Annotated in this window: 18 protein-coding genes; 10 read left to right on the top strand and 8 right to left on the bottom strand. The window is 67.0% G+C overall.

Annotated features, from left to right (window positions below):
* Positions 1-13 precede the first annotated feature (13 nt).
* Entirely contained in the window at positions 14-1,543 is a 1,530-nt protein-coding gene (locus PK606_RS11435) for a mechanosensitive ion channel (RefSeq protein WP_324564011.1), read from the bottom strand.
* 241 nt (positions 1,544-1,784) lie between these two features.
* Here PK606_RS11435 and PK606_RS11430 point away from each other — a divergent pair, with 241 nt between their 5' ends.
* Entirely contained in the window at positions 1,785-4,121 is a 2,337-nt protein-coding gene (locus PK606_RS11430; RefSeq protein ID WP_324564009.1) for an ATP-binding protein, read from the top strand.
* A gap of 131 nt (positions 4,122-4,252) precedes the next feature.
* Here PK606_RS11430 and gyrB read toward each other — a convergent pair whose 3' ends face one another.
* The 3 genes from gyrB to dnaA form a co-directional block, all read right to left on the bottom strand.
* Positions 4,253-6,832, bottom strand: a complete 2,580-nt coding sequence (gene gyrB, locus PK606_RS11425) for a DNA topoisomerase (ATP-hydrolyzing) subunit B (protein WP_324564007.1) — start codon at positions 6,830-6,832, stop codon at positions 4,253-4,255.
* Between the two features lie 85 nt (positions 6,833-6,917).
* Positions 6,918-8,048: a DNA polymerase III subunit beta gene (gene dnaN, locus PK606_RS11420; protein ID WP_324564005.1), complete on the bottom strand. Its 1,131-nt coding sequence runs from the start codon at positions 8,046-8,048 to the stop codon at positions 6,918-6,920.
* 140 nt (positions 8,049-8,188) lie between these two features.
* Entirely contained in the window at positions 8,189-9,604 is a 1,416-nt protein-coding gene (dnaA, locus tag PK606_RS11415) for a chromosomal replication initiator protein DnaA (protein WP_324564003.1), read from the bottom strand.
* Positions 9,605-10,015: 411 nt separating this feature from the next.
* Here dnaA and rpmH point away from each other — a divergent pair, with 411 nt between their 5' ends.
* The 6 genes from rpmH to PK606_RS11385 all read left to right on the top strand — a co-directional run bounded on the left by rpmH (position 10,016) and on the right by PK606_RS11385 (position 15,826).
* Entirely contained in the window at positions 10,016-10,150 is a 135-nt protein-coding gene (rpmH, locus tag PK606_RS11410; RefSeq protein WP_005798102.1) for a 50S ribosomal protein L34, read from the top strand.
* 81 nt (positions 10,151-10,231) lie between these two features.
* A complete protein-coding gene (locus tag PK606_RS11405; protein WP_324564001.1) occupies positions 10,232-10,627 on the top strand; it encodes a ribonuclease P protein component in 396 nt (131 codons plus the stop codon).
* A complete protein-coding gene (yidD, locus tag PK606_RS11400) occupies positions 10,624-10,911 on the top strand; it encodes a membrane protein insertion efficiency factor YidD (protein WP_324563999.1) in 288 nt (95 codons plus the stop codon). Before PK606_RS11405 ends, yidD begins: the two co-directional genes overlap by 4 nt.
* Entirely contained in the window at positions 10,908-12,608 is a 1,701-nt protein-coding gene (gene yidC, locus PK606_RS11395) for a membrane protein insertase YidC (RefSeq protein WP_324563997.1), read from the top strand. Before yidD ends, yidC begins: the two co-directional genes overlap by 4 nt.
* Before the next feature lie 421 nt (positions 12,609-13,029).
* Positions 13,030-14,442 (top strand): tRNA uridine-5-carboxymethylaminomethyl(34) synthesis GTPase MnmE, encoded by a 1,413-nt coding sequence (mnmE, locus tag PK606_RS11390; protein WP_324563996.1) that lies wholly within the window; start codon positions 13,030-13,032, stop codon positions 14,440-14,442.
* 184 nt (positions 14,443-14,626) lie between these two features.
* A complete protein-coding gene (locus PK606_RS11385) occupies positions 14,627-15,826 on the top strand; it encodes a tyrosine-type recombinase/integrase (RefSeq protein WP_324563993.1) in 1,200 nt (399 codons plus the stop codon).
* A gap of 104 nt (positions 15,827-15,930) precedes the next feature.
* Here PK606_RS11385 and rhuM read toward each other — a convergent pair whose 3' ends face one another.
* On the bottom strand, positions 15,931-16,233 hold the full coding sequence (gene rhuM / locus PK606_RS11380) for a RhuM family protein (RefSeq protein ID WP_324564065.1): 303 nt from the start codon (positions 16,231-16,233) through the stop codon (positions 15,931-15,933).
* 62 nt (positions 16,234-16,295) lie between these two features.
* Between rhuM and PK606_RS11375 the strand changes: the two genes are divergently transcribed.
* On the top strand, positions 16,296-16,790 hold the full coding sequence (locus PK606_RS11375) for a hypothetical protein (RefSeq protein WP_324563989.1): 495 nt from the start codon (positions 16,296-16,298) through the stop codon (positions 16,788-16,790).
* Between the two features lie 233 nt (positions 16,791-17,023).
* On the opposite strand, the gene PK606_RS11370 is transcribed toward PK606_RS11375, so the two are convergent.
* From PK606_RS11370 to PK606_RS11360, 3 genes are read right to left on the bottom strand one after another with little or no spacing between them, the layout of a single operon-like run.
* Positions 17,024-17,755 carry a GntR family transcriptional regulator gene (locus PK606_RS11370; RefSeq protein ID WP_324563987.1) on the bottom strand — a complete coding sequence of 244 codons (732 nt, stop codon included), beginning with the start codon at positions 17,753-17,755 and terminating at the stop codon, positions 17,024-17,026.
* A gap of 7 nt (positions 17,756-17,762) precedes the next feature.
* Complete coding sequence (locus PK606_RS11365; protein WP_324563985.1) at positions 17,763-18,809, bottom strand: Bug family tripartite tricarboxylate transporter substrate binding protein; 1,047 nt, start codon at positions 18,807-18,809, stop codon at positions 17,763-17,765.
* Positions 18,806-19,786, bottom strand: a complete 981-nt coding sequence (locus tag PK606_RS11360) for a 2-hydroxyacid dehydrogenase (protein ID WP_324563982.1) — start codon at positions 19,784-19,786, stop codon at positions 18,806-18,808. The genes PK606_RS11365 and PK606_RS11360 overlap by 4 nt, the downstream gene beginning before the upstream one ends.
* Positions 19,787-19,882: 96 nt before the next feature.
* On the opposite strand from PK606_RS11360, the gene PK606_RS11355 reads away from it, so the two are divergent.
* On the top strand, positions 19,883-20,611 hold the full coding sequence (locus tag PK606_RS11355; RefSeq protein WP_324563979.1) for a ribonuclease activity regulator RraA: 729 nt from the start codon (positions 19,883-19,885) through the stop codon (positions 20,609-20,611).
* Between the two features lie 9 nt (positions 20,612-20,620).
* Entirely contained in the window at positions 20,621-21,859 is a 1,239-nt protein-coding gene (locus tag PK606_RS11350; RefSeq protein ID WP_324563976.1) for an alpha-hydroxy acid oxidase, read from the top strand.
* Positions 21,860-22,157 lie beyond the last annotated feature (298 nt).

Raw genomic sequence — 22,157 nt, 5'->3', positions numbered from 1 at the left:
CGGCTGCCTGCCGTCAGGGCAGGTCGTCGCTCGGCGACCGGGGCGACTCGGGCACCGGCGGATCGGCCGGCGGCAACGCGGCCGGCTTGTCCCTGCACCAGCGGTCGGCCCAGCGCGAAGCCAGGCGGCCGGCGGCCTCGCGCCCGCCGATGCCGAAGGCCAGCGCCACCGCCACGGCGACGGCGCCCAGCGTCAGGCCGAAGGCCAGGTTGACGATGTCGTCGGCGATGCCCATGGCGCGCAGGCCCATGGCCAGCACGATGCCCAGGATGGCGAAGCGCGCCACCTTGGCCAGCACGTTGCGCTCGCCGCTGGCGCGGTTGATCGCCTCGTAGGCCACGTTGGCCAGCATGAAGCCGATGATCAGGATCGCCGAGCCGAGCAGCACGTCGCCGGCGAACTCGACGAAGGTGCTGATCATGTCGCTGAAGCGGTGGAAGCCGAGCTGGTTGCCGGCCTCGATGACGGCGAACAGCATGGCGAACAGCAGCGTGATGCGGCCGACCAGCTTCGATGGCGTCGTCTTCTGGAACGCGTGCTGCATGCCCAGCTTGGCCGGCACCGAATCCAGGCCCACGTTGGCCAGCAGGCTGGCCAGCAGGCGGGTGGCGAACGAAGCCACCATCCAGGTGATGAGCAGGATCAGGCCGGCGCCGACGATGCGCGGCACGGCGTCGAGCAGCATCGCCAGCATGTCGGTCGCCGGGCCCGAGATGGCCTCGATCCTGAGCGCGTCGAGCGCCGCGATCAGCGCCGGCACGAACACCACGATGAACACCAGCAGGCCGGCCAGGCCCGACAGCTGCACCGTGTCGGCCAGGCCGGCCTTGGTGCCGACCTGATCGACGCCGGCCGAGCGCAGCAGGTTGGTGGTCAGGTTGCGCAGCACCGTGGCCACGACCCAGCCGACACCGCCGATCACCAGCGCCGCCACCACGTTGGGCAGCATGTCGAGCGCCTTGGTGGTCATGTCGCGCAGCGGCGACAGCAGGCCCTCCATCTGCAGCGCGCCCAGCACCGCCGGCACGAACAGCAGGATCACCAGCCAGAACAGCGCGTTGGAGAGGTTTTCGCTGATCGGCGAGATGTTGGCATGCTCGGACAGGCGCTCGTCCAGCGTGGTGCGGTCCAGCACCTTCAGCGTCACGCCGCGCACCAGCGTGGCCACCAGCCAGGCCAGCAGCGCCAGCAGCAGCGCACCGAGCACGCGCGGCGCGTACTCGAACAGCTGCGTGGTCAGCGCAGCAAACGAACCCGACACCATGGCCAGGTTGAGCGCATTGAACATGGCCGCCAGCGCCAGCAGGATCACCAGCCAGAACAGCGCCAGCGCGACCGAGCCCTCGATGTCGACCGACTGGCCGGTGGTGCTGGCAAAGCGTTGGTTGATCTTGAGCAGCCCCAGGCCCCGTCGCACGCCGGCCTTCACCAGCGCGGCGACGAACCAGCCCAGGATGAAGATGGCCAGCGCACCCAGCACCTGCGGGATGTGCACGCCCAGGGACCCCTGCAGCGACTCCCACATGGTCGTTAGGTTGCTCATGTCGATACTCCTCCTGCTGACGTGGATAACCCGGCCGATGATGGCGGCGCCGGCCGGTGGCGTCAACCGCGCAAGCCCGCAGGCGCGGCGTCGATGTTGTGCGAAGTTACCGAAACCGGGTATCGACTGTGTATGTGACGCCACAGTGACCCCAATGGCGCATCGGCCCTTGTCTTCCACGCTTGCTTTGATTGCGTTATGGTGAAACTTGTGTGGCGCTCATTCTTCACGGAGGCTTGCCATGGCTAAACGGTCGATGCAGGTGCGCGGGCAGGCAGGCATGCTGGCCACGCCTGGGCTGGACAGCGCGCCGGTGCTCGACCTCATGTGCTCGCACTTCGTGCTGACGCTGGCGGCGCAGCAGGGCAGCAAGTTCAACGTGCGGCGCGACATCAACGGCCTGATGGCGCTGGCCGGCCGCCACCTGCTGTGGCCCGAGCCTGTGCTGCTGCGCCTGCGCGAGTTCCTCACCCGCCGCTGCAAGGACAACGAGTTCTGGCGCGGCCATGAGGCGCTGTCCAACGCCGAGTTCCTGGAGCGCCACGGCATCTGGCGCGGCCCCTACGAGGAAGGCACGCTGTTCTTCTACCTCGACGAGTACGCCAAGGATTCGCCCAAGGACCTGCTGGCGCTGCTCGCCAGCACCGGGCAATGGCTCAGCCACGCGCTCAAGAAGCAGTCCACGCTGGTCGAGAAGAACATCGATTCGCTATCGAATTTGTTGCAGCTCAACAAGGCCGAGCGGGCGCTGTTGCTGTACGGCACGCTGGCGCGCTACCAGCGCGATCTGCGCAGCATCCTGGTCGAGTTCAAGGTCAACAACGCGCCCGAGGCCTATGCCGCCATCGCCACCATCGCCGGCGTGACCGCAACCGAGGTCGGCGAGGCACTGCGCGCCGGTGGCCGGCTGGAGCGCATCGGCCTGGTCGAGAACCTGATCTCCGAGCACAGCATCACCGACCTGGCCGACCTGATGAAGGTCAGCGAGAAGCTGCCGCCGGTGCTGATGCGCGAATACCGCGATCGCGCCGAGCTGATGGCGGTGTTCACGCGGCCGGCAGCCAAGAGCGAACTGAAGAGCAGTGATTTCGAATTCGTCGGCGACGACGTGCAGGTGCTGATCAACCTGCTGCGCAAGGCGCAATCCACCAAGGCGGTCGGCGTTAACGTGCTGCTGTACGGCCCGCCCGGCACCGGCAAGACCGAACTGGCCAAGGTGGTCGCGGCCGAGGCCGGGCTGGATCTGTTCGAGGTCGAGTACGCGGACCGCGATGGCAACAGCCTGTCGGGCCGCGACCGCTACCGCTCGATGCAGATCGCGCAGGTGTTCCTGAAAGGCTCGCAGGAGGCTGCGTTGCTGTTCGACGAAGTCGAGGATGTGTTCCCGCCGATCAGCGTCGACGCCGCCGGTCTGATGGCGCGCGCCGAGCAGCAGGCGCTGTCCAGCGCGGTCAGCCACAGCGTCAACGGCAAGGCCTGGGTCAACCAGATCCTGGAGAGCAACCCGGTGCCCACCATCTGGGTCACCAACCGCATCGAGCAGATCGACCCGGCGTTCCGGCGCCGCTTCGCCTACCACCTCGAGCTGAAGTCGCCGCCACCCGGCGCGCGCGAGCAGTTGATCCGCAAGAGCCTGGCCGGCGTGCCCGTCAGCGACGAGTTCGTCGCCAAGCTGACCGAACGCAAGGGTCTGACGCCGGCGCAGATCCGCACCGCGCTGCGCTTCGCCGATCTGGCGCACGTGGGCGCGGCGCCCGGCGGCGCGGACTTCGAGGCGCTGATCGAGCGCCAGCTGAAGAACTCCGACGCCGCACTGGGCCGTTCGCCCGACAGCGTTGCAGCCAAGGCGCGCCGCCAGGTCACCACCTACGACCTCGGCATGCTCAACGTCGAGAGCCGCTTCGAGATCCCGCGCATCGTCGAGGCCTTGAAGGCGCGCGGCCACGGTGCGCTGTGCTTCTACGGCGCGCCCGGCACCGGCAAGACCGCTTTAGGCGAATACATCGCGCAGCAGATGGACAAGCCGCTCATCATCAAGCAGGCCAGCGACCTGGTCAGCAAGTACGTCGGCGAGACCGAGCAGAACATGGCCGCCATGTTCAAGGAAGCGCTGGAGGAAAAGGCCGTGCTGCTGCTCGACGAGGCCGACAGCTTCCTGCTCGACCGGCGCGGCGCCCAGCGCAGCTACGAGGTGACCGAGGTCAACGAGATGCTGCAGCAGATGGAGCGCCACCACGGCGTGTTCATCTGCACCACCAACCTGCTCGACCGCATCGACCAGGCGGCGCTGCGGCGCTTCACCTTCAAGATCAAGTTCATGCCGCTGACGGCCGAGCAGCGCGAGAGGATGTTCATCACCGAGGCGCTCGGCGGCGATGCCAGCCAGCTGACCGACGACGCGCGCCGCAGGCTATCCAGGCTGGAGCAGCTCGCGCCGGGCGACTTCGCCGCCGTCAAGCGCCAGACCGACATCCTGGCGGCCGAGTTCAGCGTCGAGGAATTCCTGGAGCAGCTCGAGGCCGAGCACCGCATCAAGCCCGAGGTGCGCGAGCAGCGCTCGATGGGCTTCGTGCACTGAGCACCGGCGAGCCGACGTCGCGCCGTACAGCGCCAAAGCGATCACTCGCGGGTCGAGGCACACGCAAGAGAATTTCCTTCACTTGTGCGCGGCCCACGCGCTACGAGGCGTCAGGCGTCAGGCGTCAGGCGTCAGGCGTCGATATTGACCGCCCTCAGCGCATTGGCCTCGATGAAGGCGCGGCGCGGCTCGACCTCGTCGCCCATCAGCGTGGTGAACACGCGGTCGGCCTCGATGGCGTCGTCGATCTGCACCCGCAGCAGGCGCCGCACTTCCGGGTCCATGGTGGTTTCCCACAGCTGCTCGGGGTTCATCTCGCCCAGGCCCTTGTAGCGCTGGCGCGTGGTGGTGCGCTCGGCCTCGGCCAGCAGCCATTGCATGACTTCGCGGAAGTCGGCGACGCGCTCCTCGCGCTGGCGCTCGCCCTCACCGCGCGTGACCTTGGCGCCCTCGCCCAGCAGTTCCTTGAAGGTCAGCGCCGCCTCGGCCAGCGCCGCGTAGTCGGCGCCGTGCACGAAGTCCTGGCTGATGATGCTGCTTCTGATGTTGCCGTGGTGGCGCCGGCTGATGCGCAGAATGTGCTTGTCGGTGCGGGCATCGAATTCGCTCGCCACCTGCGGCGCGCTGCCGTTGGCCTGCATCTCGCTCAAACGCTGCTGCAAGGCCACGGCACTGGCCTCGGCGGCCTCCACCGTGTCGAGATCCAGCACCACGCCGCTGGCAATCGCGCGCAGCGCCTCGGAATCCATGAACTGCGACAGGCGCTCGATCACGTGCTCGGCCAGCTGGTGCTTGCGTGCCAGCTCGGCCAGCGTGTCGCCGCTGAGCTGCTGCGGTGCATCGCCGCCGGTGTGCACCGCCGCGTCCTTCAGCGCCACGCGCATCAGGAAGGCTTCCAGCGCGGCGTTGTCCTTCAGGTACAGCTCTTCCTTGCCGGCCTTGACCTTGTACAGCGGCGGCTGCGCGATGTAGATGTGGCCGCGCTCGACCAGCTCGGGCATCTGGCGGTAGAAGAAGGTCAGCAGCAGGGTGCGGATGTGGGCGCCGTCGACGTCGGCATCGGTCATGATGATGATGCGGTGGTAGCGCAGCTTGTCGATGTCGAAGTCGTCGGCGCCGCTCTTGCCCGAGTCGGCCGCGGTCTTGCCGATGCCGGTGCCTAAAGCGGTGATCAGGGTGACGATCTCGTTGCTGGTCAGCAGCTTCTCGTAGCGCGCGCGCTCGACGTTCAGGATCTTGCCGCGCAGCGGCAGGATGGCCTGGAACTTGCGATCGCGCCCCTGCTTGGCCGAGCCGCCGGCCGAATCGCCCTCGACGATGTAGATCTCGGACAGCGCCGGATCCTTCTCCTGGCAGTCGGCCAGCTTGCCGGGCAGGCCGAAGCCGTCGAGCACGCCCTTGCGGCGCGTCAGTTCACGCGCCTTGCGCGCGGCCTCGCGCGCCCGCGCCGCCTCGACGATCTTGCCGCAGATGATCTTGGCGTCGTTCGGGCGCTCTTCCAGGTAGTCGGTGAGCGACTTGGCGACGATGTCCTCGACCGGCGCCCGCACCTCGCTGGAAACCAGCTTGTCCTTGGTCTGGCTGGAGAACTTGGGCTCGGGCACCTTCACGCTCAGCACGCAAGTCAGGCCCTCGCGCATGTCGTCGCCGGAGACGTCGACCTTGGCCTTCTTGGCCAGTTCGTTGTCGGCGATGTACTTGCTGATCACGCGCGTCATGGCCGAACGCAGGCCGGTCAGGTGGGTGCCGCCGTCGCGCTGCGGGATGTTGTTGGTGAAGCACAGCACCTGCTCGTTGTAGCCGTCGTTCCACTGCATCGCCACTTCGACGCCGATCTCGGTGCCGGGGATGCCGCCATAGCTCTCGGCCGGCCGCGTGCCGGTGGCGTGGCAGGCGTTGGGATGCAGGATCCGCTTGCCGGCGTTGATGAAGTCGACGAAACCCTTGACGCCGCCGGCGCCGGAGAAGTCGTCCTCCTTGCCGCTGCGCTCGTCGACCAGGCGGATGCGCACGCCGTTGTTCAGGAAGCTCAGCTCGCGCAGGCGCTTGGCCAGGATCTCGTAGTGGAAGTCGCTGTTTTCCTTGAAGATCTCGGTGTCGGGCAGGAAGCGCACCTCGGTGCCGCGCTTTTCGGTCTCGCCCGCGACCTTCATCGGCGACACCTCGACGCCGTCGACCAGCTCAATCAGGCGGTTCTGCACCACCCCGCGCGAGAACTCCAGCACATGGACCTTGCCATCGCGGCGCACCGTCAGGCGCAGCTTGCTCGACAGCGCGTTGACGCAGCTCACCCCGACGCCGTGCAGGCCGCCCGAGACCTTGTAGCTGTTCTGGTTGAACTTGCCGCCGGCATGCAGTTCGGTCAGCGCGATCTCGGCCGCCGAGCGCTTCGGCTCGTGCTTGTCATCCATCTTCACGCCGGTCGGGATGCCACGCCCGTTGTCGACCACGCTGAGCGAGTTGTCCGAGTGGATGGTGACCACGATGTCATCGCAATAGCCCGCCAGCGCCTCATCGATCGAGTTGTCGACCACCTCGAACACCAGGTGGTGCAGGCCGGTGCCGTCCGAGGTGTCGCCGATGTACATGCCGGGGCGCTTGCGCACCGCCTCCAGCCCTTCCAGGATCTGGATCGCGCCGGCGCCGTAGCCCTCGCCCGCGCGCGGCGGGCTGGTATCTGGGTTCTCGGGGGTCGGATGGGGATCGGTCATTCGGATTTCTTCGCTCTCTTGAATGCCGAAACCCGCCTGGTCGGCGGGTTGTCGGCGTCATGTACTGCGCTGCAAGCTGGCTGGCTCAGATGCGCATCGGCATCACCACGTACTTGAAGTCGGTGTTGTCCGGCAGGGTGATCAGGGCCGAGCTGTTGGCGTCCTGCAGGTCGATCCTGACCATGTCCTGTTGGCTCATGTTGGACAGCGCGTCGATCAGGTAGGTGACGTTGAAGCCGATCTCGATCGGATCGCCGCCGTAGTCGATGTCGAGCTCGTCGACCGCCTCTTCCTGCTCGGCGTTGTTCGAGGCGACGCGCAGCGTGCCGGGCTCGAAGTTCAGGCGCACGCCCTTGAACTTCTCGCTGGTCAGGATCGCCGTGCGCTGCAGACTGGCCAGCAGCGGCGCGCGGCCCAGGGTCACGCTGTTGCTGTGGTTCTTCGGAATCACGCGGTTGTAGTCGGGGAACTTGCCCTCGACCAGCTTGGTGACGAACTCCATCGCGCCGAAGCTGAACTTGGCCTGGTTCGCAGCGAACTGCATCTCGATCATCGGTGCTTCCTGCCCTTCGGGCACGGCGGCGTCGGACAGCAGGCGCTGCAGCTCGATCACGGTCTTGCGTGGCAGGATCACCTCCTGCTTGGGCACCTCGACGTCCAGCGTGGCGTTGGCGAACGCCAAGCGGTGGCCGTCGGTGGCGACCAGGCTCAGCTGCCTGCCTTCGGCCACGAACAGGATGCCGTTGAGGTAGTAGCGGATGTCGTGCACCGCCATCGCGAAGGCCACCTGGTCGAGCAGGTTCTTCAGCGTCTTCTGCGGCACCTTGAAGGCTGGCCCGAAGCTGGGCGCTTCCTGCACCAGCGGGAAGTCCTCGGCCGGCAGCGTCTGCAGGGTGAACTTCGACTTGCCGCTTTTCAGCACCAGCTTGGACTGCTGCGATTCCAGGCTCACGGTCTGCTCGGCCGGCATGGTGCGCAGGATGTCGATCAGCTTGCGCGCGCCGACGGTGGTGGCGAAGTTGCCGCCATCGCCACCGAGTTCGGCCGCGGTGCGGATCTGGATCTCGAGGTCGCTGGTGGTCAGCTGCACCGTGCCGCCGGACTTGCGGATCAGCACGTTGGCCAGCACCGGCAGGGTGTGACGGCGCTCGACGATGCCTGATACGGACTGAAGCGCGGCCAGCAACTGGTTTTGGGTGGTCTTCAGAACGATCATGTCTTCCTCTTGTTCCTCGTCTTGTTCGCGGGCATTGTGTGGTGGCGGATCAGCGGCTGCCGGCGGCCCATCGGTCCAGGCGCAAGCCACCAGCACCCGGTATTGTCGCCGGTTTTCCCGCCCTGCCCGGCGACACGGAATCAGCCCTTGAGCGTCTGCTCCAGCACATGCAGCTGCTGGTTCAGCTCGGTCAGTTGCTGGCGCTCGCCGGCGATCTTGCGCACCGCGTGCAGCACCGTGGTGTGGTCGCGCCCGCCGAACAACTCGCCGATCTCGGGCAGGCTCTTCTGCGTCAGTTCCTTGGCCAGGTACATGGCGATCTGGCGCGGCCGCGCGATCGAGGCCGGCCGTTTCTTGCTGTACATGTCCGAGACTTTGATCTTGTAGTAATCAGCCACGGTCTTCTGGATGTTCTCGACGCTGATCTGGCGGTTCTGGATCGACAGCAGGTCACGCAGCGCCTCGCGCGCCAGCGGGATCGAGATCTCCTTCTGGTTGAAGCGCGAATAGGCCAGGATCTTGCGCAGCGCGCCCTCCAGCTCGCGCACGTTCGAGCGCACGTTTTTGGCGACGAAGAACGCCACTTCCTCCGGCATCTCGGCGCCCTCGGCGGCCGCCTTGTTGATCAGGATGGCGACGCGCATCTCCAGCTCGGGCGGCTCCAGCGCCACCGTCAGGCCCGAATCGAAGCGCGACACCAGCCGTTCGTGGATGTCGGCCAGCCCCTTCGGATAGGTGTCGCTGGTCATCACGATGTGGCTCTTCTTGGCCAGCAGCGCCTCGAAGGCGTTGAAGAACTCCTCCTGCGTGCGGTCCTTGTTGGCGAAGAACTGCACGTCGTCGATCAGCAGCAGGTCGAGCGAGTGGTAGCGCTCCTTGAACTCGTCGAAAGTCTTGCGCTGGTAGGACTTGACCACATCCGAGACGAACTGCTCGGCATGGATGTAGAGAATTCGCGCCTCGGGCTGGCTTTCCAGCAGCCGGTTACCCACCGCGTGCATCAGGTGCGTCTTGCCGAGGCCGACGCCGCCGTAGATGAACAGCGGGTTGTACAACTGGCCCGGCGCGTTGGCTACGTGCAGGGCGGCGGCACGCGCCATGCGGTTGGCCGAGCCCTCGACCAGGCTGCCGAAGGTCAGCGCGGTGTTCAGACGGCTGCGATGGGAATCGGGCGACGGGGACTCCGCAACTGGCACTGGCGCCGGCAACTCGGCCGCCAGAGGCGGTTCGATGACTCCGCTTCTTGTGCGAATCGACGCCACGACACCCGATGGATGCTGCATTTTCCGCGGAGCAAGCGCTAACTCCACCTGCACCGGGTGGCCCTGGATCTGCTCCAGAATGGCGGCGATCCGGCCGGCGTACTGGACCCGCACCCAATCGAGCTTGAAGCGATTGGCCACCAGCAAGGTCAGGCGCGACGCATCGGGCGCCAGCTGCGCCGTCAGCGGCTTGATCCAGGTGTTGAACTGTTGCTGCGGCAATTCCTGCGCGAGCTGGTCAAGGCAGGAAGGCCACAACGTCGCGCCGATGCCGGCAGCAACTTGCTCGTGCATGAAGTTATCTGAAGTTGTGGATACATGCCTTGGTCAGGCCTCGGGCATTGTAGTCACGCGGCAGGTTGTCCACAAGGCCGGAGCACGGCGCACGGGCGGCGGAACGCCGCTCTGAATCCGGCAGGCTTGGAACTGCGGCGCATCTTTGCGATAATGCGGGGTTTCCCTTGTTCTGGCACCGCGTGAATCTGCCGGCGCGCGGCGTGTGGCGATGCGTGCTGCGATGTGTGCTTTCGGGGCGCGCGGCAGTGGGTATCCGGTGCCGATGTGCGGCGCAGGCAAGCGCGAAGATGGCCTGAAGGCGGGCCGTCGCGGCGATCAGGGAAAAGGATTCGTGAAGCACTGGGTCGATGGCTTGCTGCCCGGCTTCCGGTCAATGCAACCGGTTTACACAAAGGACGATTCGTCACCATGAAACGCACTTATCAACCCTCGAAGACGCGCCGTGCGCGCACGCACGGCTTTCTGGTGCGCATGAAGACGCGCGGTGGCCGCGCGGTCATCAACGCGCGCCGCGCCAAGGGCCGCAAGCGCCTGGCGGTCTGAGCCTGCTTGGTTTGCTGGCGAGTGCGCGCGCGCACCGGGGCAGCCATGCCCGCCCCGACATGGGCAGCCTAGTCAGGGCCCATGCACACGCAGCATCTGCGCACGCGGGCCCAGTTCCAGGCCCTGCTGGCCCAACCGGCCACGGCACGCACGGCGCACTTCGCCCTGCATCGCTTGCCGGCGGCCGCCATGGCTGAGGGGTCTGCGAGCGCCGCACTGTTCGCGCCGCCCGGGACCCTCTGGATCGGCGCGATGGTGCCCAAGCGCTGGGCGCGCCGGGCCGTCACCCGCAACGCCATCCGCAGGCAGATCTACGCCGTGGCCGACCAGTTCACGCCCCCGCTGGATGCCGGCGCGCATCTGGTGCGCCTGCGTGCGGCGTTCGCGCCGGCACAGTTCCCAAGCGCCGCCTCGCCCGCGCTCAAGCGCGCGGTGCGGGCCGAGTTGCAACAATTGTTCGCCAAACTACGTCCATGATCCGTGATCTGCTGATCGTCCTGATCAAGGGCTACCGGCTGCTGCTGTCGCCCTGGCTGGGTTCCAGCTGCCGCTTCGAGCCGACCTGCTCGCGCTATGCGATCGAGGCGCTGGAGCGGCACGGCGCCGCCGCCGGCAGCTACCTCACCCTGCGTCGCGTGGCACGCTGCCAACCCTGGTGCGAGGGCGGCTGCGATCCGGTGCCGACCGAGACACCGCGCTTTTTCACCGGCCTGATGGGTGCCTCCAGCGCCTCCGCCGACAAACCTCACAAGTGGTCATGAACGACATCCGTCGCACCATTCTCTGGGTGATCTTCGCCTTCTCGCTGGTCATGTTGTGGGACCAGTGGCAGGTGCACAACGGCCGCAAGGCGACCTTCTTCCCCAGTGCGTCGACACCGGCCGTGACGGCGGCCAGCGCACCGGCGTCCAGCGTACCGGCGGCGTCCAGCGCGCTGCCGGCGACGACCGCCGGCGCCTCGGCGGTGCCGGCCACGACGCCCACAGAGGCCGCCGCGACCGCCCCGGCCGCCAGCCAGCCGCGCGAGAACATCGAGGTCACCACCGACGTGCTCAAGCTGGTGTTTGACTCCGAGGGCGGTTCGGTGGTGCGCAGCGAATTCCTGCAGCACGCGGAGCAGGGCCAGCCCGAGCAGCCCGTCGTGCTGTTCGACAACAGCGCCAACCGCATCTACACCGCCCAGTCGGGCCTGATCGGCGGCCCGTTCCCGAACCACAAGACGCCGATGAGCTTCGTTGGCGAACGCCAGCTTGCAGAAGGCAACAACGAACTGGTGCTGCGCTTCGAGTCGCCCGAGCAGGGCGGCGTGCGCCTGAACAAGATCTACACGCTCAAGCGCGGCTCCTACCTCGTCGAGGTGCGGCACGAGGTCGTCAACGCCAGCGGCCAGACCGTCACGCCGCAGCTTTACGTGCAGCTGGTACGCAACAACCAGCAGGCGCCGGGCGGCACGGCCTTCTATTCCACCTTCACCGGCCCGGCCTTCTACACCGAAGCCAAGAAGTTCCAGAAGGTCGATTTCGCCGACATCGACAAGGGCAAGGCCGATTTCGTCACCTCCTCGCCCGATGGCTGGGTGGCGATGGTGCAGCACTACTTCGCCAGCGCCTGGCTGTGGCCGCAGCCGACGCAGCACGAGAACTTCGCCCGCAAGGTCGACAACGGCCTGTACGCTGCCGGCATGATCGCCTCGGTCGGTGCGGTCGAGCCCGGCAGCACGCGCGCGACCGACGCGCGCCTGTTCGTCGGCCCGCAGGAAGAGAAGGTGCTCGAGGCCATCGCGCCCGGGCTGGAACTGGTCAAGGACTACGGCTACTTCACCATCCTGTCGAAGCCGCTGTACTGGCTGCTCGACAAGCTGTACGCCGTGATCGGCAACTGGGGCTGGTCCATCGTGGCGCTGGTGCTGCTGCTGAAGATCCTGTTCTACCCGCTCAATGCCAAGGCCTACGCCAGCATGGCCAAGATGAAGGCGATCAACCCCAAGATCACCGACATGCGCGAGCGCCTGAAGGACAGCCCGCAGCAGATGCAGCAGGAGATGATGCGCATCTACCGCGAGGAAAAGGTCAACCCCATGGGTGGTTGCCTGCCAATCATGGTGCAGATACCGGTGTTCATCGCACTGTATTGGGTGCTGCTATCCAGCGTGGAAATGCGTGGCGCGCCCTGGGCGCTGTGGGTGCAGGATTTGTCGGCCAAGGATCCGTACTACATCCTGCCGATCATCATGACGCTGACGACGCTGTTCCAGACCGCGCTCAACCCGCTGCCGCCAGACCCGATGCAGGCCAAGCTGATGTGGATCATGCCGCTGGTCTTTAGCGTCATGTTCTTCCTGTTCCCGGCCGGCCTGGTGCTGTACTGGATCACCAACAACATCCTGACCATCGCGCAGCAGTGGCTGATCAACACCCGTATGGGCGTGCCGCCGAAGTTCAATCTGCCGAAATTTTGATCCCCCCTGAGGCGCTGACGCGCCTTCCCCCCGGGGGGGGGACGCACCCACTGGCCGGGGGGACCCCGGCCACGGGTGCACTGGAACACTCAAGCCCGCTCACGCGGGCTTTCGTTATGTAGGTCCTTCCCCTCTGGCCGTGCCGAGAAGCGCAGGGCGTGGGGCGGGCGCGGCAGCGAAGCATGCTGCGCTTCGTGCTCTGACTCGCTGCGGTTGTCCGAGCGAAGCGCCGCAGGCGCGTAGTGAGTTCCGCAGCGCCGCCCCACGATTGAGCATCGCAGGTTGCCCGTAGCGAAGCGGAGGGACACGGCCAGCGGGGTCGCATTTCTTTGCCTACTTTCTTTGGCGAGACAAAGAAAGTAGGTGCGCCGCCGGGCGCACATCCCGGCCAGCAGGGCATCCACTCCCGCACAATCCCCCTATGCCGAAGCCGCACGCCGACCCCATCGCCGCCATCACCACGGCCCCGGGCCGTGGCGCCGTAGGCATCGTGCGCGTGTCGGGGCGCGGGCTGATGCCGTTGGCACACGCGCTCACCGGGCGCGAACTGGCACCGCGCATGGCCACTTACGGCCCCTTCAAGGACACCGACGGCAGCCCGATCGACCACGGGCTGGCGCTGTTCTTCCCGGCCCCGCACTCCTACACCGGCGAGGATGTGCTGGAAGTGCAGGCACACGGCGGTCCGGTGGTGCTGCAACTGCTGCTGCAGCGCTGCCTGCAGGCGGCGGCCGAAGCCGATCCCGGCACCGGCAGCGCCCGCCTGCCGCGCCTGCGCCTGGCACGGCCGGGCGAATTCACTGAGCGCGCCTTCCTGAACGACAAGCTCGACCTGGCCCAGGCCGAAAGCGTGATGGACCTGATCGACGCCAGTACCGAGGCGGCGGCGCGCTCGGCCAGCCGCTCGCTGGCCGGCGAGTTCTCGGCACTGATCCACGCGCTGCGCGACGACCTGATCCAACTGCGCATGCTGATCGAGGCCACACTCGATTTCCCTGAAGAGGAGATCGATGTGCTGTCGGCGCACGACGTCGCCGGCCGGCTGGCCCGGCTGCGCCAGTCGCTGGCGGACGTGCAGGCACGCGCGCGCCAGGGCGCGCTGCTGCGCGAGGGCATCAAGCTCGTCATCGCCGGCCAACCCAACGCCGGCAAGAGCAGCCTGCTGAACGCGCTGGCCGGCGCCGAGCTGGCCATCGTCACGCCGATCGCCGGGACCACGCGCGACGTGGTGCAGCAGACCATCCAGATCGAGGGCGTGCCGCTGCACGTGCTCGACACCGCCGGCCTGCGCGAGAGCAGCGACGAGGTCGAGCGCATCGGCATCGAGCGCGCCTGGAGCCACATCGAGAGTGCCGACGCCGTGCTGCTGCTGCACGACCTGACGCGCATCGGCACGCCCGACTACCAGGCAGAGGACCGGCGCATTGCCGCCACCCTGGCCGAGCGCGTGCCACGCGGCGTGCCGGTGCTGCATCTGTGGAACAAGCGCGACGCCGCGCCCGATCGGCTGCCCGCAGGCGACGGCATCGCCCTGTCGGCCAAGACGGGTGAGGGGCTGGACGCGCTACGCCAGCGCCTGCTGCAGCTCGCCGGCTGGCAGGCCGGCACCGCCGAGGGCGTGTTCATCGCGCGCGAACGGCACCTGCAGGCACTGGCGCGCAGCGCGCAGCACCTGGGTGCCGCCGACACGCACCTGGGTGGACCCGCACCCATGCTCGACCTGCTGGCCGAGGAACTGCGCCTGGCGCAGAACGCGCTGGGCGAGATCACGGGTGAGTTCAGCGCCGACGACCTGCTGGGCGTCATCTTCGCGCGCTTCTGCATCGGGAAGTAATATGGAGTCCAAGGACGTCCACTAACGTCTTTCGAATGACTTTAAATTGGCGTAAATAAAGGAATTTTCCTCCACTGACGAATTCGGTGATACAGTCGAAGCCACTCACTGATATGTCCAAGTTTGGCGCCAAGTAGCGGGAAATTTGCTCTCCGTCCCTCTGCTTGGACATACGGAGGATGAGATGGCACTGACCGATACCGCGCTCAAGGCGCTCAAGCCCAGGGACAAGACCTATACGGTTACCGACGACCGAGGGCTGTATGTGGAGGTCTTCCCGACCGGGGGCGTCGTCTGGCGCTACCGCTACCGGCTGAATGGCAAGTACGAGAAGCTGACGCTCGGCAAGTACCCCGCGCTGACGCTGAAGAACGCCCGCCTGAAACGGGACGAGGCAGCCCACCAAGTGGCGATGGGGGAGTCGCCAGCAAAGAAGAAACAGCAGGAGAAAGTGGCCGGCGCAGAAGACGCCACCGTGGCCGAATTCGCCGAACGCTTCTTCAAGGACATCCAGTCACGCGACCGCAAGAACGTGACCATGCCCCGCCGCTACCTGGAAAAGGACATCCTGCCGCACATCGGCGGCAAGCCGATCCGGGACATCACCGCCGAGGACGTGCGCAGCGTCATCTGGCGCAAGAAGGAACAAGGCTTCGATGCCGCCGCCGGCCAAGTGCGCGGCCTGCTCAAGCGCATGCTCGACTACGCGCTGACCTGCGGCCTGATCCAGGCCAACCCGGTCATGGCCCTGCCCATGCGGCACGTCTACCGCGCCGCCGCCCGCGACCGGGCGCTGACGCCGGACGAAATCCGGCAGTTCCTGCGCGCCATGCAGACCTCCAACATCCGCCGCCAGTTCAAGATCGCCTTCCAGTTGATCCTGATGACCCTGGTGCGCAAGTCGGAGCTGATGCTGGCGCAGTGGAAGGACATGCATCTGGACGAAGGCGAATGGCACATCCCGGTCGAGAACTCCAAGACCGGCAAACCGCACATCGTCTATCTGTCCACCCAGTCGCAGACGCTGTTCAAGGAACTCAAGCCGCTGGCCAGCAGCAGCGTCTGGGTGTTGCCGGGCCGTGGCACCCTGGCCAAGCCCTTCGCCAGCAATGCACTGAACCAGGCGCTGAAGGTTTCATTGCAGGGGCAGGAGATCCCCGCCTTCACCATCCATGATCTTCGGCGCACTGCTTCGACGCTGCTGCACGAACAGGGCTGGCCGTCAGACGTGGTGGAAAAGGCGCTGAACCACACCATCGGCGGCGTGCGTGGTGTCTACAACCGGGCCGAGTACGCCGAGCAGCGGCGGGAGATGTTGCAGGCGTGGTCGGACTACATCGACGGGCTGGCGCCGTCAGGGAATCTGGTGATCGGTGCGGGCTAGACGTGACGGTGGCCTTTTCCTTTTCCGGGTAGGGCCATGGTCCCTTGGGCACCATTCCCTTATCGCCTTTTCATCTTCCCTTTGGCCGGGCCAAGCCCGGCAATTCATTTTCTCTTCCTGCTGCTTCTGCCCGGCTTGGGTAGCGCCTTGGCGGCGTCCTCCAACGCTCGCACATTGGCATCTGCACCTTCGGCCTCCAACAAAGCCCGCCGCTGGACGGCGAACTGCTCATATTGGTTCTCAGCGTGGGCGTCGGCCTGCTTCTTGGAGATGCGGCCTGCGCCGGTGAGCACATCGCGTTCGTTGAAGGTCAGGAAGGCATCGAGCCGCTCCGCCCAGTCCTTCAGGAACACCTCCTTGCGCCGACGAGCCTGATCCTCGGCAAAGTCCAGCCACATCGTGACGATGCGGTTGCCTATTCGACTATCGCGAGGTATGCATGTGGACGCCTTCGGTCTTGCGAACCTGCATGCAACGCCTCATCGACTCGAAGGAGGTCCCCGAGCTGTGCCCCACCGCACACGAGTTTGGGCTCCCGGCAGGCTCGCCCCATCTTGCGTTCTTCGTCGCCGTCATCCAGAGGCCAAACCGAGAACCGTCGTTGCCACCTGTGGACATGGAGGGCGACCGGCTCCTGCAATCCAAGATCGCAGGCGCCATCCAGATTTGCGCCCAGCACCATCGCCACCCGAGCGTCGAAGTGCTGACGCCGGCCTTCGCAACCGACGCAGTGGCCGCCGGACTGGACCGATGGCTGGAGGTGATCGCTCGGCAGCATCCCATCCGCCGCTGGAACGTCCACCAGGCCAACCAAGACGTCGTGGTGCTGCAGTTGCAAGTAGGCGATGAAGAGCAGGTGGCCACGATTCCAATTCGTGCATCGCACCTCGGCCTGGCGGGGATCGAGGGCCGGCTGCAGCGGGTCGCTGCTATGTCCGCCGGCGAATTCGGAGTCCCGCAGTAGCACTCTTGACAACGAAGTGACCAACCCGGCTGCTCGGGCATAAGCAGTTTGGAGCGAGTGGTTCTCTGTGCGGCCCGCATCCGCGCATTCTGCAAACCGTTAATGCGTTGCGGGCCTTGCGAGCAACGGCGGCTTCTGGCCGGAAGCAGATGTCATTCCGCGCGGCAAAGACGCCACCCATCCCCTGGACGCGTTCGGAGGAACAAGCGCCACCAGGGGGCTTCCTTGCTCCGCTATCCGATATAACCCGCGTGCAGCTCCGCGATCCGCCCGATGAAGCCCTCGATCTGGCGAATGTGACTGCGCAACAGCTGGACCGCCGCTTTCGCATCCCCGTCAACGATCGCCTGAGCGATCTTCTCGTGGTAGCCGAGCGCTTCCTCACTGCCGCCGAGTTCCGCATTGGCGATGCGGCGCAGCCGCTCGAGGTGCGTGCGGGCCTGCCGCACCACCTCCCACGCTGAAGCGTGCCCCGACAGTTCCATGATCTTGCGGTGCAGATCCTCGTCGGCGGCGAGGCTGCCTTCGCGGTCGCCCTGCTGCAAGGCCATGCGCTGCTGCTCCACGATCCGCAGTAGCACCATTCTTTCGCTAACCGGCGCACGCGCGGCTAGGTCCGCGGCAGAGCATTCGAGCGCCTCGCGTACGAACAGCGCGTCCTCCAGGTCCGGCCGGTGCAGCAGCGAGACGAAGGTTCCCTTCTGCGGCCGCACATCGAGGAGCCCCTCGGATAGCAGCGTGCGGAACGCCTCGCGCACGGGAGTGCGGCTGACGCCGAACTGCGTCGCCACGTCGGATTCGTTCAGCGCAGTGCCCGGCACGAGGTCCACGTTGACGATGGCCCGCCGCAGCATGCCGGCGATCTCACTGCTGGCGGCGCCGCGCACGGCGAGCGCAGGCCGGCTCGCGCCCAGGGACGCAAGGTCCTGCAGCGTGGAGGCGAGCACGAGGCGCGGGCGAGCCATGGCCTGATTATTGTTCCACCTTGATGTTGTACTGCTTCACCACGCCGGCCCAGCGCTCGCGGTCCTCGCGCAGGAACGTGCGCATCGCTTCCGGACTGCCCGCCATCGGCTCGGCGCCCAGTTCCACCAGCCTGGCCTTCACGTCCGGCATGGCCAGCACCTGCACCAGGTCGGCGTTGATCCTGCGCACCACCTCGGGCGGCGTCGCGGCCGGTGCGAACATGCCCTGGTAGCCGCCGGCGACGAAGCCGGGGATCACCTCGCCCACGGTCGGCAGGTTCGGCATGTCGGGCAGGCGCTTCGCGCTGGAAACCGCGAGCGCTTTCAGCTTGGCGGCCTTCACATGGGAGGCCGTGCTGAACACGCTGTTGAACTGGAGGTCGACGACGCCCTGCATCACGTCCTGGATGGTCTGCGAGCCGCCTTTGCTCGGCACGTCGGTCCACTGGAGCCCGAGGCGCGATGCGAAGAGGCGCCCCGCCAGGTGGGGGTTGGTGCCCAGGCCGCTGGTGCCGTAGTTGATCTTGTTCGGGTTGGCCTTGGCGTAGGCCACCAGTTCGTTCAGCGTGTTGTACGGCGTGGAAGGATGCGCCGTAAGCAGGTAGGGCGAGTAGGTCAGGATCGTGAGCGGCGCGAAGTCCTTGTCCAGTTCGTACGGCACCTTGCGCACGGAAGGCGCGATCGTCAGCGTGCCAAGGTCGCTGATCACCAGCGTGTGGCCGTCCGGCGCCGCCTGCGCCACGAACTGCATGCCGATGGAGGCGCTGGCGCCCGGCTTGTTGTCGACCACGACCGGCTGGCCCCACAGCTGCGAAAGCTTTTGGCCGATCAGGCGCGCCTGCACGTCCGAGGCGCCGCCCGCCGTATAGGGCACGACGATGGTTACGGGCTTGCTGGGAAACTTCGCCTGTGCGAGCGCGGCGCCCGGCAACCCGAACGCGGCGGCGGCGAGTGCCGCGGCGGCGAGCAGGGAGAAGTGGCGGCGGGTGCTGTCTTGTGTCTTCATGGGTTCGATGTCTCCGGAATGATGGGGTGGGCGCGGCGCGCGGCTCACAGGACCTGGTCCTGCAGCGGCACGCCGGTATAGAAGCGGCTGATGTTGGCGAAGACGCCCTGCATCTTCGCGGCGAAGGTGTCGCGGGTGGCCGCGGCGATGTGCGGCGTAAGGACCACATTGGGGAACTGCGCGAACGGATGCCCGGCGCGCACCGGCTCCTCCTCGTACACGTCCAGGCCGGCGGCGCCCAGGTGGCCCGAGCGCAGCGCCTCCACGAGCGCCGCTTCGTGCGCGACGGGTCCGCGCGCGGTGTTCACGAGCACGGCGCCCTTTTTCATGCGGGCCAGCGCCGCCGCGTCGATCATCGCGCGCGTGTCGTCGGTGAGCGGTACGTGCAGCGACACGATGTCGGCCCGAGCCAGCAGTTCGGGCAGGGCCACGCGCGTGACGTTCAGGCGCGCCGCCTCGCTGTCCGGCAGCGGCACCGGATCGACATACAGGCCCTGCATCTCCCATCCGAGCAGGCGGCGCGCGGTCGCCTGGCCGATGCGCCCCATGCCGACGAAGCCGATGGTCTTGCCGGCCAGCGTCTGCGACTGCAGCCGCAGGGCGTTGACGTGGTAGCGGCCCTGGCGCAGTTCGCTGTCCGCAAAGGGCAGCAGCCGGCACGCGGCGAGCATCAGCATCACGGCGTGCTCGGACACGGTCTGCGGCGTGCCGTTCGGCGTCACGGCGACGGGAATCCCGCGCTGCTGCAGCGCCGGCACGTCCGTCGTGTCGTGGTAGCCGACGCCCTGGTGCACCACGAGCCGCAGCCCGGGCGCCGCCGCGATCATTTCGCGATCGAGCCTGCGTGTGGCGACGATCACCGCCTCGCAATCGGGCAGCTTCGCGAACACCTCCTGCCGACTGTCCGATTCGAGCGTGACGAGTTCGATGTTCGCGGGCGCGTAGCTGCGCACGGTGTCGTACAGCTGCGGCGTGCCGCGCGCGAGGTAGAGCACCCGCGGCCGGGCGGTGCTGGTCTGGGTCATGTCGTCTCCCGTCATGAATCAAGCTCTCGGGCGTCTGCGATGATTTCGGCTACTAGTATACAATAACCTTCAGACCGCAATTCACGCATGCCAGCCATGAGCCAACCCCCGGCCCTTTCCGCCGAAGCCTTCCAGAAACTCAAGACGATCAGCACCGCCACGCTGTGCACCTGCCTGTTCAAGCGCGGGCTGCGCAGCCAGCTCATCCAGGACGTCCGGCCGGTGGGCGCCTTCCGCGAGAACATGGTCGGTCCGGCGTACACGGTGCGCTACATGCCGGCGCGCGAGGACCTGAACCGCATGGAGGTGTTCCTGAACCCGGAGCACCCGCAACGCAAGGCGGTCGAGGAATGCCCGCCCGGCGCGATCCTCGTGTTCGACAGCCGCAAGGACGCGCGCGCGGCTTCCGCCGGCGCCATCCTGGTCATGCGGCTGCAGGCCCGCGGCGTCGCCGGCGTCGTCACCGATGGCGGCTTCCGCGACTCGCCCGAGATCGGCGCGCTGAAGATCCCCGCGTACCACCACCGTCCGAGCGCCCCGACCAACCTCACTTGCCACCAGGCGATCGACATCAACGTGCCGATCGGCTGTGGTGACGCGCCCGTCTTCCCGGGCGACACCCTGGTGGGCGACGGCGAAGGTGTGGTCGTCATCCCCGCGCACCTGGCCGAGGAGATCGCCCACGAAGCCTTCGAGATGACAGCCTTCGAGGACTTCGTGTCGGAGGAAGTCGCCAAGGGCCGCTCCATCATCGGCCTATACCCTCCCACCAATCCGCAAAGCAAGGTTGACTTCGAGGCCTGGCGCAAGGCCAACGGCCGCTGAGGGCCCGCCGTGACCGCCCCCCTGCCCCGCCGCCTGCGCGGAATCTACGCGCTCGAGGACTTCGAGGCCTCGGCGCGGCGCCATTTGCCGAAGCCGATCTTCGGCTACGTCTTCGGCGCTGCCGAAACCGGCGCCTCGCAGCGTGACAACCGTCTCGCGTTCGACGAGATCGGCTTCCTGCCGCGCGTCCTGAACAACGTGGCGCAGCGCTCGCAGAAGGCCACCCTCTTCGGCCGTGAATGGAACGCGCCTTTCGGCATCGCACCCATGGGCGTGAGCGCGCTCACCGCCTACCGCGGCGACGTGGTGCTCGCCACTTCGGCGGCGCGGGCCGGCATCCCGATGATCATGAGCGGCTCCTCCCTCACGCGCATGGAGGAAGTCGCGCAGGCCGCGCCCGAGAGCTGGTTCCAGGCCTACCTGCCGCCCACGCCGGAGAGAATCGAGGCGCTGGTCGACCGCGTCGCGCGCGCCGGTTTCGGCACGCTGGTAGTCACTGTGGACTCGGCCGTGCGCGGCAACGTCGAGAACTACGCGCGAGCCGGCTTCACCAGCCCCTTGCGACCCGACCTATCGCTGCTGTGGCAGGGCCTCACGCATCCGCGCTGGAGCGTCTGCACCTTCGGGCGCACGCTGGCGACGCGCGGCATGCCCCACTTTGAGAACACCGACACCGACAACCGCACCGCGATCGTCGCGCGAAACGTGGTCCGCGACTTCTCCGGCCGCGCGCACCTTGACTGGTCGGCAATGGCCCGCATCCGGGCGCAGTGGAAGGGTCGCTTCGTCCTCAAGGGGGTGCTGCATCCGCTCGACGCAGCACGCGCCCGTGACCACGGGCTCGACGGGGTGATCCTCTCCAACCACGGGGGCCGGCAGCTCGATGGCGCCGTGTCGCCCATGCGCGTGCTGCCCGCCACTCGCGCGGCCGTCGGCAGCATGCCGCTCATGGTGGACAGCGGCTTTCGCCGCGGCTCAGACGTTCTCAAGGCGCTGGCGCTCGGCGCGGACTTCGTCTTCATCGGCCGTCCGTTCAACTACGCGGCGACCATCGCCGGCGGCGACGGCGTCGCGCATGCGATCGACATCCTCACGCGCGAGATCGACTGCGACCTCGGTCTTCTCGGCATCAACCATATCGCCGAACTCGGGCCCCAACACTTGGTGCGCCATGGCGACATGCCGGAGCTTGGGCTCCCGTCCCTGCCGACGCCGTTCAGCCAAAGCCGCATCCCGGCGACGTTGTAGCCCGCGTCGCCCGGCGCCCTTGCTCGTTTGCCTGGCTCCGCTCGACTCGGACATTGAGCAGCGGGGCCGCCGAGTGGGCGCAGGATGGCACAGCGGCGTCGTCTGCTCCTGGCCGAAAGCAGCCCTAAAACAATAAACGCCCCGGAGGGCGTTTCTGTGCATCAGGCCAGGCCCGCGACCTTCTTGCGTGCGATGAGATCGAAATCGATCTGCGCGCCCAGCCCCGCTCCGGTCGGCGCGTGCACCGTAAGCGTGAGCCCGAGGCCCTCTTGACAGGGGCCTGTCAGATGTCCACGAC

The organism is Ottowia sp., from assembly GCF_035444425.1.
Lineage (GTDB): Bacteria > Pseudomonadota > Gammaproteobacteria > Burkholderiales > Burkholderiaceae_C > Ottowia.
Note: the sequence above shows the minus strand (reverse complement) of the source record. Positions and strands in the feature narration are given on the sequence as shown.